Below are 14,180 nucleotides of genomic sequence, written 5' to 3'. Positions count from 1 at the left end.
ACAGGTGGTGGACGCAGGAGACAGCCCGCGAGCTCGGCCGCTGCGTCCGGCCGTGCCGCCGCCCGACGACGCCCCAGGGAAGCCGCCCGCGCCGGTGGGCGGCGCGCCCGAGCCCGCCGACTCCGCCGGTCAGGGGCCCGCCCCGACCGCCCCGCCACCCCCGACCGCCCCGCCACCCCCGGCGGCGGACGCCGCGCCCACGAAGGACGCCGCGCCACCGCCGGAAGCGGGGACCGCGACCCCGCCGGAGACGGAAGCCGGCCCGAAGACGGAAACGGAGACCGCGACCCCGCCGGAGACGGAAGCCGGGCCGGAGACGGAAGCCGGGTCGGCGGCGGAGCGGGGGCGAGGACGGTCGCGCCGGTACCGGGTGCCGTTCGCGCACGCCGTCCGGGTACCGCCGCGCCAGGCCGCGGCCGGCGCTGTCCGGGCCACCCGGGCCTGGTCGAAGCGACCCAGCGGCCGGTTCGTCCTACCCGGGATCTTCCTGCTGCTGCTGGTCTCCGTCACCGCGGCGGCCGGCGTGCTGCTGGTGCCGGCGGCCGGACGCGACCCCCGCCCGGTCGCCCGGGACACCAGCGTCGACCCGTCCGCCGGGCCCACCGCCGGCGTCGCCGTGCCGGGCGGCACGCTCCTGCCGCCGGGCGGCGTCGGTCTGCCGCCGGGCGGCACACCGCTGCCCGGCCAGAGCGGTGCCGGCGGTCTGGCCGCCCCGGCGCCCACCGGCCGCCCCGCGGACGCGCTCGCCGACTGGGCCCAGCGCACCGGGGCGAAACTCGGCATCGCCCCGACCGCCATGCAGGCGTACGGCTACGCCGAGCTGGTGCTCGCCCAGAGCACCCCGGGCTGCGCGCTGAGCTGGACGACGCTCGCCGCGATCGGGTACGTGGAGTCCCGGCACGGCCAGGCCAACGGCGCGACGCTCCTGCCGGACGGGCGGGCGCTGCCGGAGATCCGCGGCGACGCGCTGGACGGCAACGGCGGCCGGATGCGGATCATGGACACCGACCGGGGGCAGCTCGACCGGGACACCACCTACGACCGGGCCGTCGGCCCGATGCAGTTCATCCCGACCACCTGGCAGGAGATCGGCGCGGACGCCGACAACGACGGCGTGGAGAACCCGCACGACCTCGACGACGCCGCCCTGGCCGCCGGCAACTACCTCTGCAAGGGTGGCCGGAACATGACCGTCCCCGGCGACTGGTGGGGGGCGATCCTGTCGTACAACGACGTACGCCGGTACGCCCAGGACGTCTTCGACAAGGCCAACGAGTACGGCGTGGCCAGCCGCAGTTGACCGGACCCGGCCACCGCCGCCGACCGGATACTTCCCCCGGGCAGGGGTTAACGGCAAGCTGTACCCCGTGATGGTGCGCGAGTGGGACCCCAGGACGGCCCCGTCCACCGAGATCGCGTCGATGTTGGACACCCTCAACGCGGTTCTCGCGGCCGACCTGCCCGACGATCCGCCGTGGCGGGAGGTCTCGCTACGCGAGTACCTCTCCGAGGTGATGCCCGGCGAACGGCGGATCTCGTGGGTGGCCCAGGCCGACCCGGCCGCCGACGGCACGCCCGGGGCGATCCTCGGGCACGTGCAGGTGCTCCTGCTGGGCGACATCGGCGTGCTGGAGGTCCTGGTCCACCCGCGGGCGCGCCGCACCGGTCTGGGTCGCGCCCTGGTGCAGGTGGCGGCCCGGCGCACGTACCAGGAGGGTTTCCGGTCCCTCGGGGTCGAGGTGGTCGGCGGGACGCCGGCGGTCGGCTTCTACGAGGCGCTCGGCTTCACCCGGGACTATGTGGAGGCGCGCAGCGTGCTGCCGCTGGCCACGGTGGACTGGGCGGCGCTGGGCGCGATGGCGACCGGCCTCACCGGCGGCTACCGGGTCGAGTTCTGCCCCGGCGGCCCGCCGGACGCGCTGATCGAGTCGTACGCGCGGGCCAAGGCGGAGGCCCGCGACATCGAGGACGGCGAGCTGCGCCCCAGCTCGTACGACCCGCAGCGGCTCCGGGACAGCCTGGACTGCCTGCACCGGCGGGGCATGAAGCCGTACATCGTGTTCGCCATCCACGAGGGCACCGGCGAGGTGGCCGGACTGACCGAGGTGGTGGTGCCGGCGCAGCACCCGACCCGGGCCGACCAGTACGACACGATCGTCCGCGAGGCGCACCGGGGCTACGGCATCGACCGGGTGATCAAGGCGCGGATGCTGCTTGAGCTGCGGGCCGCCGAGCCGGAGCTGGTCGAGGTGCAGACCTGGAACGCCCAGGCCAACGAGGCCATGCTCCGGGTGAACGCCGAGCTCGGGTACCGCCCCGACCGGCAGTGGTGCGAGTACGGGGCCGACGTGGCGGAGTTGGTGCACCGGTTGGACGCCCGGGGCCGCTGACCGGTTGTTCACCGCAGCGTCGGGCGGGGGATGGACGCCGTACCGTATCGACGCCTAACGTGCGTTCGTTTCCTGTCCACCTCTCGTGGAGGCCCCATGCGCCCGCGCCGCACCCTTGCCGCGCTCGCGACCGCCACCGCCGTGACCACCGTCGCGGCTCTCGGTGTCGCACCGAGCGCGGCCAGCGCCGCGCCCACCGACCTGTTCATCTCCGAGTACGTCGAGGGATCGTCGAACAACAAGGCGATCGAGCTGTTCAACGGCACCGACTCCACCGTCGACCTGACCGCTGGGGGCTACCAGCTCCAGGTCTACTTCAACGGCGCGACCACGGCGACGAACCTGGCGTTGACCGGCACGGTCGCCGCCGGTGACGTCTTCGTGTTCGCCCACTCGTCGGCCAACGCGGCGATCCTCGCCCAGGCCGACCAGACCACCGGCGCCGGCCTCTGGAACGGCGACGACGCGATCGTGCTGCGTCGCGGAACCACGGTGCTGGACTCGATCGGCCAGGTCGGCGTCGACCCGGGCGTCGAGTGGGGCGCCGGCCTGACCAGCACCGCCGACAACACGCTGCGCCGGCTGCCCGCGGTGACCGCCGGGGACACCGACCCGGCGGACGCGTTCGACCCGGCCGCGCAGTGGGCCGGTCTCGCCGTCGACACCACCGACGGGCTCGGCACGCACACCGTCGACGGGGGCGGCCCGGTCGACCAGCCGGCCACGCTGACCTGCGGCCCGGCCCTGGTCACCTCGGCCGGCACGGCGGCCACCCGGGAGGTCACCGCCACCGACCCGGACGACCGGATCGTCGACCTCGCGGTCAGCGCGGTCACCCCGACGCCGACCGCCGGCGGCATCACCCGCACGGCGTCCACCCCGGCCGACGCGGTGGGCGGCACCGCCCGGGCCACCGTCACCGCCAGCGCCGACCTGGCCGCCGGCGCGTACACGGTCACGCTGACCGCGACCGACGCCGACGGCGCGACCGCGACCTGCGCGCTGGCCGTGCAGGTGACCCGCGAGCTGACCGTCGGCGAGGTGCAGGGCCCGACCACGGACGCCGAGGACGGCCCGGCCGACCGGTCGCCGCTCGCGCCGGCCTCCGGCAACAGCGCCAGCAGCGCCCTGTACGACGTCCGGGGCGTGATCACCCAGCGCACCCTGGCGCGTACCTCGGCCGGAGCCGACCAGCACGGCTTCTTCCTGCAGAGCCGGTCCGACGCCACCGACGGGGACCCGACCAGCTCGGACGGGATCTTCGTGTTCATGGGCGCCTTCACCTCGCTGGTCGGCGGTTACGTGCCGACGGTCGGCGACGAGGTGGTGATCCGGGCCCGGGTCTCCGAGTACTACAACCTGACCCAGCTCTCCTCGGCGTCCCTGGTCCGGAAGGTCGCCTCCGGGTTGGACGTGGCCGCCGTCGTCACGGTCGACGACGCGGTCCCGCCGACCGACCTGGCCGCCGCCGGGCGGTTCTGGGAGCGGCACGAGGGGGCCCGGCTGCGGGTCCGGGCCGGCAGTGGCGCGGTGAGCGGGCGGAACGTGTTCGCCTCCACCGCCGACTCGGAGACCTGGCTGGTCGACCGGGACGATCCGCTGCTGGACCGCGCCGACCCGTACGCCCGCCGGGTGTTCCGGGACGCGCACCCGCTGGACAACGACCCGACCCGGGTGTTCGACGACGGCAACGGCCAGCGGATCATGCTGGGCAGCATGGGCGTCAAGGCCGCCGCCGGGGACAACGCCGCGCTGCTGCCGCCGTCGAGGACCTTCGACACCCTGACCGGGGACGCGTACGGCGCGCTCTACTACTCCTTCGAGAAGTACGGCGTGCAGGTCGAGTCGGCGGCGTTCAGCGCCGGGGCGGACCCGTCGCGGAACGCCCCACCACAGCCGGCGAAGCGCGCCGAGGAGATCGCGGTCGCCACGTACAACGTGGAGAACCTCTACGACCACCGGGACGACCCGTTCGACGGCTGCGACTTCACCGGCAACTCCGGGTGCCCCGGGGTCAGCCCGCCGTTCGACTACGTGCCGGCCGGCGAGGCCGAGTACCGCGAGCAGCTCGGCAACCTGGCCGACCAGATCGTCACCGACCTGCACGCGCCGGACCTGATCCTGGCGCAGGAGGCCGAGGACCAGGACATCTGCTCGGTGGCCGGGGGCGCGCTGGTCTGCGGGGACGCCAACGACGCCGACGGCGCGCCGGACACCCTCCAGGAGCTGGCGTTGGCCGTCGCCGCCGCCGGTGGTCCGGCCTACGCCGCCGCGTACGACCGGACCGGCGCGGACGCCCGGGGCATCGTCGCCGGGTTCCTCTACCGCACGGACCGGCTGTCGCTGGCCGCCGCGACCGCCACCGACCCGCTGCTAGGGGCCGAGCCGACGGTGGCGTACCGGTCGGCGGGGCTGCCGTCCAACGGGGACGTGCAGAACCCGAAGGCGCTCAACGCGGTGCTGCCGGCGGACACCGACACCTCCACCGGCAAGGACGGGAACAACGTCTTCACCCGGGCCCCGCAGCTCGGGAAGTTCGTGGTGAGGGCCACCCCGGGCGGGTCGGAGTCGTACACCCTGTGGGCGGTGAGCAACCACTACTCGTCCGGGCCGGACAGCCGGGTCGGGCAGCGCACCGAGCAGGCCCGGTACGGCGCGGCGATCGTCACCGCGATCGAGGCGGCCGACCCGCACGCCCGGGTGGTGTACGGCGGTGACCTGAACGTCTTCCCCCGCCCGGACGACCCGATCGCGACGGGCGCGGACCCGACCCCGTCGGACCAGCTCGCCCCGCTGTACGAGGCGGGTCTGCGCAACCTCTGGGACGACCTGCTGGCGGACGTGCCCTCGTCGGCGTACTCGTACAGCTTCGAGGGGCAGGCGCAGACGCTGGACCACCTGTTCGTCAACGACGCGCTGCGCCGCGACCTGGTGCAGGTACGGGCGGCGCACGTCAACGCGGACTGGCCGGCCGAGCACGCCGGGGACGGCTCACGTGGCTCCAGCGACCACGACCCGCAGGTGGCCCGGTTCTCGTCCCGCCCCTCGCTGAGCGTGGCGGACGTCCGGGTGACCGAAGGTGACCGGGGTGTCACTCCGGCCACCTTCACGGTGACGGTCTCCCGGCCGCTCTCCCAGCCGGCGGTGCTCTGCGCCACCACGCTGGGCCTGACCGCGAAGAGCGGGCAGGACTACACCGCGTACGTCGGCTGCCGGACGCTGGCCGCGGGCCGGACCTCGGTCGACTTCCCGGTCTCCGTCCACGGTGACCGCAAGCGCGAGGCGGACGAGCGGTTCGTCTTCGCGGTCGCCGGTGGCCCGGGTCTGGCGCTGACGCTGGCCGACACGGTCGCTTTCGGCACCATCGTCGACGACGACTGACCGGCGTAGCCCGCCACGGGACCGTCGGCGGCCCTTCACGGGACCGTCGGCGGCCCGCCACACGGCTCTTCGGCGGCCCGTCGCACTGGCTCTTCCGCCCGGGCGACGGGCCGTCTCCGTTCCCGGCGGCGCAGGCGGGGTGGTCAGCGGTAGCGGCGTGGATCGGGTGGCGGCGGATCGTTCCGGTACTTCGCCACCCGCACCTCCCACTGGCTGCGGCGGCGCTGCGCGGCGCGGGTCTCCGGATCCCGGTGGAACGTCTCGGGCGGTCGGGCGAGACCGTAGAGGTCCGCCCACCACTCCCCCGGCTCCGGGTCGAGAATCGTGTCCAGGTGGGTCGGGTACCGGCGGTCCGCGCCGTCGCGGGTGTCGCGCCGGTCCCGCATCGGGGTGAGCACCCGCCCGGACTCGTCCACCACGGCGAGCCGGAAGCCGGCCACCGAGATGATCCGCCGCAACATGTCGATGCTCGGGGTCAGCCGGCCCGCCTCGATCCGCCCGACGGTGGCGTGATGGACGCCCGCGAACCGGGCGAGTTCCCGCTGGCTGGTCCGTGCCCGCCGGCGCACCGCCCGGACGATGCCCGCCGCCGGCCACGGCGCCTCGAACGGCTCGGTCAGCAGGACCGGCTCGTCGTCAGCGCGCTCGCCGCGATGCGGTGGTCGTGATTCCTCGTCGGCCATGCCCCACACGGTCCCGGCCGGACGGGTCGCCCCGCAACCCCGCCCGCTCCGCCTGTGGACAACCGCCGCCCCTGTGGACAACCGCCGCCCCTGCGAACGACCGCCGCCCCTGTGAATGATGACCACCCGCCTCGACTCGACGCCCTGGTCGCGTCGACCCGGCGGCGGCCCGGCCTCCGCCCGCCCCGACCCCGAACGACCCGGCTCCGCCCCACCCGACCGGCACCCCTTTTCACCCTTTGCTCTGCACCCACCACGGCACAACCAAGGCCAGCGCTGGCGCGCATCCGGGTGCAGAGCAAAGGGAAAGAAAAGCAGTAACTGCGCCTGCCCGAAAAACACGGAGAGTGAATACAGGCGGGCGTTGGTCGTCGGTCGAAGCGGCGGCGGTCAGTAGCTCTCGCGGAGCAGGCGGGCGGCCTCGACCGCCCAGTAGGTGAGGATGACCTGCGCGCCGGCCCGGCGGATCGAGGTGAGCGTCTCCAGCATCACCCGTTCCCGGTCGACCCAGCCGTTGGCGGCGGCGGCCTCGACCATCGCGTACTCGCCGGAGACCTGGTAGGCGGCGACCGGCACGTCCACCGCGGCGCGCACCGCCGACACCACGTCCAGGTAGGGCAGGGCCGGCTTGACCATCACCAGGTCCGCGCCCTCGGCCACGTCCAGCTCGACCTCGCGCAGCGACTCGCGCAGGTTCGCCGGATCCTGCTGGTAGCCGCGGCGGTCCCCGTCGAGGCACGACTCCACGGCGTCCCGGAACGGACCGAAGAACGCCGAGGCGTACTTCGCCGCGTACGCCAGCACCGCCACGTCGGCGTGGCCGGCGGCGTCGAGCGCCCGGCGTACCACGCCGACCTGGCCGTCCATCATGCCGGACGGCCCGACCATGCCGACCCCGGCGTCGGCCTGCGCCACCGCCATCTCGGCGTACGCGGCGAGGGTGGCGTCGTTGTCCACGTCACCGTCCGGGGTGAGCAGCCCGCAGTGCCCGTGCGAGGTGAACTCGTCCAGGCACAGGTCGCTCATCACCACGGTGGCGTCGCCGACCTCGGACACCACGTCCCGGATGGCGACGTTGAGGATGCCGTCCGGGTCGAGACCGCCGGAGCCGGTGGCGTCCCGGGTCGCCGGAACCCCGAACAGCATGAGCCCGCCCACCCCGGCCTGGACCGCCTCCACCGCCGCCTTGCGCAGCGAGTCCCGGGAGTGCTGGAGCACACCGGGCAACGAGGCGACCGCTCGGGGCTCGGTCAGCCCCTCCCGGACGAACATCGGCAGGACCAGCTCGGCCGGGGCGACCCGGGTCTCACTGACCAGCCGCCGCACGGCCGCGGTGCGCCGCAGCCGGCGCGGCCGGATCTCGGGGTACGGCATGTCCGCCTCCTGCGCGTTACCGGAACCTCAGGGCGGTCGGCCCCTGCACCTTCGAGCCACGGCGCTGCTTGGCCGGCATCGCGGCCAGCTTCTCGCGCAACTCGACGGCGTAGGTGGCGAGCGCCTCCACCAGGTCGGGCACCGAGGCGTGCGGCGGCTGCACGTCGACCCGCAGGCCGAACTCCGTCGCGGTCTCCGCCGTCTTGGGCCCGATGACAGCCACCACGGTACGCGCGTGCGGCTTGCCGGCGATACCGACGAGATTGCGCACTGTCGAGCTGGACGTGAAGAGCACGGCGTCGAAACCGCCCGACTTGATGGCGTCCCGGATCTCGGCCGGCGGCGGCGCGGCCCGGACCGTGCGGTACGCGGTCACGTCGTCGACCTCCCAGCCGCGCTCGGTGAGCCCGGCGGCGAGCGTCTCGGTGGCGATGTCGGCGCGGGGCAGCAGCACCCGCCCCACCGGGTCGAGCACCTCGTCGTGCGGCGAGAACTCGGCGAGCAGCCCCTCGGACGACTGCTCACCGGCGGGGACCAGCTCCGGCTGGATGCCGAACGCGCGGACCGCGGCGGCGGTCGCCTCACCGATACAGGCGATCTTGACACCGCCGAAGTGCCGGGCGTCCAGGCCGTGCTCGGCGAACTTCTCCCAGACCGCGCGGACGGCGTTGACCGAGGTGAAGATCACCCACGCGTAGCGACCGTCGACCAGACCCTTGACCGCCCGCTCCATCTGGGCGGGGGTACGCGGCGGCTCGACCGCGATGGTCGGCACCTCGCACGGGATCGCCCCGTACGCCCGCAGCCGCGCGCTCATCACGCCGGCCTGCTCCTTGGTGCGCGGCACCAGCACCTTCCAGCCGTACAGCGGGCGGTTCTCCCACCAGCTCAGCCTGTCGCGCTGGCCGACGCCCGCGCCGACGGTGAGCACCACCCGGCCGGTGAATCCGAGCGCGGCGGCGACGAAGGAGTCCACGCTCGACGTGGTGGTGTACTGCGTCTCGCCGGTGCCGTCGCCGGTCACCCCGACCCCGGTGGCGCCGTCGACGCCGGCGGCGAGCAGGCCGTCCCGGATCGCGGCGAGGTCACCGGCGTCCACCGCCAGGGCCAGCGAGCCCCGGCCGACGGCCGCGGCGAGCGCCTCGAAGTCCAGCGCGGTGACGTCCTCGACGTCGGCGGCGGTACGGACGCCCGGCAGCGGCACCCCGGCGTACGTGGCGACGCCCTCCGCCTGGCCGACCCCCGGCACCACCTCGAAGTGGGCGGCGGTGCGGGCCACCGCCTGCACCTCCTTGACCACGGATTCGTGCCCGAACGGGTCACCGGCGACCAGGTGCACCGCGCTCAGCCCGGAACGGGCCGCCGAGATGAGCACCTTCGCCACGTCGCCCGGCGCGCCCTCGGCCGGGCTGAACTGGGCGTCGGGCCGGGCCTGGGCGCGTACCGCGTCGAGCAGCGACTCGGGTACCCCCCGGTCGTACACCACCTGATCGGCGTCGACCAGGGCGTCGTGCGCCCGGCGGGTCAGCAGGCCCGGGTCGCCGGGACCGGCCCCGACGAACGCGATGTGGCCTACGGGCTTACGGGTGCGGGTCATTCTGTGCTCCCAAATTGCTGGGTCCCCGGGCCGTCGTGTTCTGGTTGGCCGAGGATCGAGTCGGCGCCACGGGCGAGGAGTTCGGCGGCGAGCGCCTTGCCGATCTCCGCCGCGTCGGCGGGCGTACCGGTGCGGGACAGCCGGATGTCTCGGGAACCGTCCGGGCTGATCACCGCCCCGCGCAGGTAGATCTCGTCGCCGTCGTCACCTTCGGCGATTTCCGCATGGGCGGCGACCGGAGCGGAGCATCCGGCCTCCAGGGTGGCCAGCAGCGCCCGTTCCGCGGTCACCGCGGCCCGGGACGGCGCGTGGTCGAGCACGGCGAGCAGCTCGACCAGGTCCGGGGCGTCGGCCCGGCACTCCACCGCCAGCGCGCCCTGGGCGGGCGCGGGCAGCATGAGCATCGGGTCGAGCGTCTCGGTGATCTCGTCGGCCCGACCCAGCCGGGCCAGCCCGGCGCGGGCCAGCACGACCGCGTCGAGATCGGCGTCGGGCCCGAGCGCCCGACGCAGGCGGGTGTCCACGTTGCCGCGGATCGGGGTGACCTCCAACTGCATCCCGAGAGCGTGCAGTTGGGCGATCCGGCGCAGCGCGCCGGTCCCGACGGTGGCTCCCGGCGGCAGCTCGGCGAGGGTCCGGCCGCCCCGCGCGACGAGCGCGTCACGCGGGTCCTGCCGGGGCGGCACCGCCGCGACGTGCAGCCCACCGTACGTGGCGGTGGGCAGGTCCTTGTACGAGTGCACCGCGAAGTCGATCTCCTTCGCGGTGAGCGCGTCGCGCAGCGCGGAGACGAAGACGCCGACCCCGAGCCGCTGCACCGGGGCGGAGGAGCGGTCCCCGGCGGTGACGATCTCGACCAGCTCGACGGCCCGACCGGTGGCGGCGGTGAGCGCGTCGGCGACCTGCTGGGACTGGGCCAGCGCCAGGGCGCTGCCCCGGGTGCCGAGGCGCAGTGGGGCGGTCATCGGTCTCCTCCGGGCGGGGTGATGTCGGGCACCGTGTCGACCGGCGAGGTCTGCGGCACCTGGAGGTCGAACAGCTCCCGCAGCAGGGCGGCGTACTGGTCGCCGCCCGGCTCGGCGGCGAGCTGCCGGACCTTCACGGTGGGCTGGTGCAGCAGGCGTTGCACCACCCGGTGCACCGTGCGGGCCACCTCGGCGCGCTGCTCGTCGGTCAGGTCGGGACGGCGCTGGGCGAGCCGGCCCAGCTCGGCGGCGACCACGTCGTCGGCGCGACCGCGCAACGCGGCCACGGTCGGCGCGACGTCCGCGCCGCGCAGCCAGGTGAGGAACGACTCGACCTCGGCGGTGACGATCCGGTCGACCGCCGCCGCGTCGGTGGCGGCCGGGCCGCCGGCGAGCACGGCGGCCATCCGGTCGATGTCGATCACCTCGACGCCGGGCAGCTCGGCCACGCCGGCCTCGACGTCCCGTGGCACGGCCAGGTCGAGCAGGACCAGCGGCCCCCGGTCGGCGGGACGGGCGGCCAGCGCCCGGGACACCACCTCGCGGGTGAGGACCGGTTCGGTGGCGGCGGTGGCGGCCACTACGATGTCCACTGTGGAGAGCGCCCGGGTCAGTTCGGCCAGCGGCAGGGCGCTGGCCCCGTACGACTCGGCCAGCCGCACCGCGCGGTCGGCGCCCCGGTTGGTCACGGCCAGCGGCCCGGCGCCCAGCCGGGAGAGGGTGGCCAGCCCGAGCGCGCCCATCGCGCCGGCCCCGACGACCAGCGCCGGCCGCCCGGCCAGGGCGCCGTCGAGCCGCTCGGCGGCCAGCCCCAGGGCGGTGCTGACCACGCTCTGGCCGGCCCGGTCGATCCCGGTCTCGGCGTGGGCCCGCTTGCCCACCCGCAGCGCCTGCTGCATCAGCTCGTGCAGCAGTCGGCCGGTCGTGTCGGCGCCGGCGGCCCAGTGGTAGGCGTCCCGGAGCTGGCCGAGGATCTGCGCCTCGCCCACCACCATCGAGTCGAGCCCGGCCGCGACCCGGAAGACGTGGTCGACGGCGGCGGCGTCGAAGTGCACGTAGAGGTGGTTGGCGAGCGCGGCGGGCGTGGTGCCGGCCTGCTCGGCGAAGACGGCGCAGATGTCCCCGAGGCCGCCGTGGAAGCCGGTGACCGCCGCGTACACCTCGACCCGGTTGCAGGTGGAGACGATCACGGCTTCACGCACGTACGGCTGGCTGACCAGGCGGTCCAGGGTGCGGGTGAGATCGGCGGGGGCCACCGCCAACTGCTCCAGGACAGCGACCGGAGCGGTGCGGTATGACGCGCCGACGGCGAGCAGTTTCACGTGCCGATCGCCTCCTGGGGTTCGGTGGGCGGGGCGTCGCCGGGGCGGGTGGCCGGGCCGCCGGCGGGCGGCCCGGTGAGTGACGCCTTACGATGCTCGTGGAAGGACAGGATCTGCAACTCGATGGCGAGGTCGACCTTGCGCACGTCGACGCCCTCCGGCACCGAGAGTACGCACGGCGCGAAGTTGAGGATGCTCCGTACGCCGGCGGTGACGAGTTGGTCGGCGACGGCCTGGGCGGCGGCGGCCGGGGTGGCGATGACGCCGATAGCGACCCGTTCCTCGGCCGCGACCCGGGGAAGCTCGTCGATGTGGCGCACGACCAGCCCGTTGATCTCCTCGCCGATCCGCCCGGGGTCGGCGTCGAAGAGCGCGGCGATCCGGAAGGCGCGGCTGGCGAACCCGGCGTAGCCGGCCAGGGCGTGACCGAGATTACCCACCCCGATCAGGGCGACGGCCCGGCTCTGGGTGAGCCCGAGCACCGACTCGATCTGGTCGATCAGCAGCGCGACGTCGTAGCCGACGCCCCGGGTGCCGTACGAGCCGAGGTGGGAGAGGTCCTTGCGGAGCTTGGCGGAGTTGACCCCGGCGGCGCTGGCCAGCCCCTCGCTGGAGACGGTCTCGTGCCCGGTTTCGGCTAGTTGGTGCAGGGCACGGAGGTACTCCGGGAGCCGCGCGACGGTCGCTTCGGGCAGGTCCGGAAGCGCCGGTACGGCACCCGCGCGAACGGGCACGCCTGGGTGCGGGTGCTGACTCATGAGACTCCGTGCGGTGCGATCCTGGACCAGCTCCGGTCGCCGACTGGTGGGGAGTGCCCGCTGACGACCGATCTTGCCGGCTGTGCTAGCAGGGCGCGTCGGAACTACAGAGTAGGCGCTTGTGAAGACGTGCACAAATCGCGATCTTGCGGATGCGCGATGCGACAACCCCAGCCCCTCCGTTCCACGCCGACCGCCGGGCGGCACCGGCCACCGCGTCGCGATTATTACCTAAATCCGACTTCTCTCACCAATCACTCGCGCGGCACGGCTCGGCGCGCCCACGGGTAGGGCTGATCCCACCGGCAGCCGGGTGGCAGGCAGGACGGGTGCCCGACCGGCCCGGACGCAAACTCGGGGCATGACCACCGCCGGTTCGACGCCCGCAAGGTGGGGCGGGTGGGTCAGGGAAGGGTGGTGGCCAGGTGGACCGCCTGGGTGAGGGTGTCGGCCACCGGGTGCCGGGAGGCGCGCAGGCGGGTGGGGTCGGTGACGCCGCCGGTGTAGAGGACCGCTCTGGCGCCCACCGACCCGGCCGCGTCGGCGTCGTCCAGCGAGTCGCCGATCAGCACCACGTCGCTGCCGTCCACGCCCAGCTCGGCGAGGTGCTGCCGGAGCGATTCGGCCTTCCGGCGCCCGCCGACGTCGGCGCGCAACCCGTCGACCCGGGTGAAGTGCCCGGTGAGGCCGTAGGTCCGCACGACCGGCACCAGATGGTCGTGGAACCACATGGACAGCAGGGACTGGCTGCCCGGCCAGGCGGTGATCGCCGCGCGGGCGTCCGCGGCCAGCTCGCAGGTGGTCAGCCCGACCTGGTACGCCTCGTGGAAGATCCGGTCGAGCCGACCGTACGCCTCCTCGTCGACGGCCGCGCCCAGCACCTCCGCGTAGTAGTCGGCCACCGGCCGGCGGAACCCGACCCGGTGCTCGTCGACGGTGACCGAGCGACCGCCGACGCTGGCGAAGGCGGCGTTGGTGCAGGCGACCACGAGGCTGAGATCGTCGAGCAGGGTGCCGTTCCAGTCCCACACCAGGTGCCGGCGCGCAGGAGTCATCCGGCCACCATAACCACCCGCCGCCGGGCGGAGCGGACCCGTCGCCCGGCGGGCCGGCCCGACCCGGCGCGGGCGGCTCAGAGCTGCGGGGTGGTGAGGTCGCGCAGCAGCCGTTCCTCCTCGACCCGCCAGTAGCCGTGCTCCCGGCCGTCGAGCAGCACCACCGGCAACCGGTCGCCGTACTCACGTTCCAGTTCGAGGTCGCCGGTGACGTCACGCTCGGTCCACCGGTCGCCGGTGACCGCCACCACCCGGGCCAGCGCCGCGCGCGCCTCGTCGCAGAGGTGGCAGCCGGGTCGGGTGATCAGGGCGAGCCGGGCGTCACTTGCCATCGGAACCTCCGTGGGGCGAACTGCTCCTCGCCGTCCACCGTACGCCTCCGGCGGGTGGCCCGGGCGATCGGATCCCGTACCGGACGGCGTCCGATCCTGACCAGGATTTCACGTCGGCCGACAGGAACCCGAACCAATTGACGCGTCGCACGTACCCGGAAGACGCGATACGGTGTTGAACCGTTCACGGGACTCCTCCGACAGGCCGTGGAATCGAGGACGGTTCACGATCCGCCGGCCGCGTCACCGATCGAGGGACCCCCGATCCGGCTCGACGGAATCCCGACGTCACGCCGTCTTACCTGCAATTCTTTCATGAATCA

Annotated in this window: 11 protein-coding genes; 3 read left to right on the top strand and 8 right to left on the bottom strand. The window is 74.3% G+C overall.

The features are described from left to right. Window positions 1-4: 4 nt before the first annotated feature. The 3 genes from O7606_RS23180 (at window position 5) to O7606_RS23170 (ending at window position 5,771) form a co-directional block, all read left to right on the top strand. Window positions 5-1,300, top strand: a complete 1,296-nt coding sequence (locus tag O7606_RS23180; RefSeq protein ID WP_281596129.1) for a lytic murein transglycosylase — start codon at window positions 5-7, stop codon at window positions 1,298-1,300. A gap of 70 nt (window positions 1,301-1,370) precedes the next feature. Continuing rightward, on the top strand, window positions 1,371-2,390 hold the full coding sequence (locus O7606_RS23175) for a GNAT family N-acetyltransferase (RefSeq protein WP_281599827.1): 1,020 nt from the start codon (window positions 1,371-1,373) through the stop codon (window positions 2,388-2,390). A 96-nt stretch (window positions 2,391-2,486) separates the two neighbouring features. Beyond that, window positions 2,487-5,771, top strand: coding sequence for a lamin tail domain-containing protein (locus O7606_RS23170; protein WP_281596128.1), 3,285 nt, complete (start codon window positions 2,487-2,489; stop codon window positions 5,769-5,771). Window positions 5,772-5,914: 143 nt separating this feature from the next. Here O7606_RS23170 and O7606_RS23165 read toward each other — a convergent pair whose 3' ends face one another. From O7606_RS23165 to O7606_RS23130, 8 genes are all read right to left on the bottom strand, one after another. Then, the gene (locus tag O7606_RS23165; protein ID WP_281596127.1) at window positions 5,915-6,454 is read right to left on the bottom strand and encodes a helix-turn-helix transcriptional regulator; all 540 of its coding nucleotides are present in this window, start codon (window positions 6,452-6,454) and stop codon (window positions 5,915-5,917) included. Window positions 6,455-6,844: 390 nt separating this feature from the next. Continuing rightward, on the bottom strand, window positions 6,845-7,828 hold the full coding sequence (gene hemB / locus O7606_RS23160; RefSeq protein ID WP_281596126.1) for a porphobilinogen synthase: 984 nt from the start codon (window positions 7,826-7,828) through the stop codon (window positions 6,845-6,847). A gap of 16 nt (window positions 7,829-7,844) precedes the next feature. After that, a complete protein-coding gene (locus O7606_RS23155; RefSeq protein ID WP_281596125.1) occupies window positions 7,845-9,425 on the bottom strand; it encodes a uroporphyrinogen-III synthase in 1,581 nt (526 codons plus the stop codon). Next, on the bottom strand, window positions 9,422-10,390 hold the full coding sequence (hemC, locus tag O7606_RS23150) for a hydroxymethylbilane synthase (protein WP_281596124.1): 969 nt from the start codon (window positions 10,388-10,390) through the stop codon (window positions 9,422-9,424). The genes O7606_RS23155 and hemC overlap by 4 nt, the downstream gene beginning before the upstream one ends. Then, a complete protein-coding gene (locus tag O7606_RS23145) occupies window positions 10,387-11,712 on the bottom strand; it encodes a glutamyl-tRNA reductase (RefSeq protein WP_281596123.1) in 1,326 nt (441 codons plus the stop codon). Before O7606_RS23145 ends, hemC begins: the two co-directional genes overlap by 4 nt. Then, window positions 11,709-12,470 (bottom strand): redox-sensing transcriptional repressor Rex, encoded by a 762-nt coding sequence (locus tag O7606_RS23140; RefSeq protein WP_281596122.1) that lies wholly within the window; start codon window positions 12,468-12,470, stop codon window positions 11,709-11,711. The genes O7606_RS23145 and O7606_RS23140 overlap by 4 nt, the downstream gene beginning before the upstream one ends. 404 nt (window positions 12,471-12,874) lie before the next feature. Then, window positions 12,875-13,525: an HAD hydrolase-like protein gene (locus O7606_RS23135; protein WP_281596121.1), complete on the bottom strand. Its 651-nt coding sequence runs from the start codon at window positions 13,523-13,525 to the stop codon at window positions 12,875-12,877. Window positions 13,526-13,602: 77 nt separating this feature from the next. Continuing rightward, on the bottom strand, window positions 13,603-13,857 hold the full coding sequence (locus tag O7606_RS23130) for a glutaredoxin family protein (RefSeq protein ID WP_281596120.1): 255 nt from the start codon (window positions 13,855-13,857) through the stop codon (window positions 13,603-13,605). Between the last annotated feature and the right edge of the window lie 323 nt (window positions 13,858-14,180).

Origin of the sequence: Micromonospora sp. WMMD882 (genome assembly GCF_027497255.1) — a bacterium.
Classification (GTDB): Bacteria; Actinomycetota; Actinomycetes; order Mycobacteriales; family Micromonosporaceae; genus Micromonospora.
Note: the sequence above shows the minus strand (reverse complement) of the source record. Positions and strands in the feature narration are given on the sequence as shown.

Bases quoted from the DNA above. Each gene is read 5' to 3' on its own strand.
- O7606_RS23175 (WP_281599827.1), top strand. From the start codon at position 1,371: ATGGTGCGCGAGTGGGACCCCAGGACGGCCCCGTCCACCGAGATCGCG.
- O7606_RS23170 (WP_281596128.1), top strand. From the start codon at position 2,487: ATGCGCCCGCGCCGCACCCTTGCCGCGCTCGCGACCGCCACCGCCGTG.
- O7606_RS23165 (WP_281596127.1), bottom strand. From the start codon at position 6,454: ATGGCCGACGAGGAATCACGACCACCGCATCGCGGCGAGCGCGCTGAC.
- hemB (WP_281596126.1), bottom strand. From the start codon at position 7,828: ATGCCGTACCCCGAGATCCGGCCGCGCCGGCTGCGGCGCACCGCGGCC.
- O7606_RS23155 (WP_281596125.1), bottom strand. From the start codon at position 9,425: ATGACCCGCACCCGTAAGCCCGTAGGCCACATCGCGTTCGTCGGGGCC.
- hemC (WP_281596124.1), bottom strand. From the start codon at position 10,390: ATGACCGCCCCACTGCGCCTCGGCACCCGGGGCAGCGCCCTGGCGCTG.
- O7606_RS23140 (WP_281596122.1), bottom strand. From the start codon at position 12,470: ATGAGTCAGCACCCGCACCCAGGCGTGCCCGTTCGCGCGGGTGCCGTA.
- O7606_RS23135 (WP_281596121.1), bottom strand. From the start codon at position 13,525: ATGACTCCTGCGCGCCGGCACCTGGTGTGGGACTGGAACGGCACCCTG.
- O7606_RS23130 (WP_281596120.1), bottom strand. From the start codon at position 13,857: ATGGCAAGTGACGCCCGGCTCGCCCTGATCACCCGACCCGGCTGCCAC.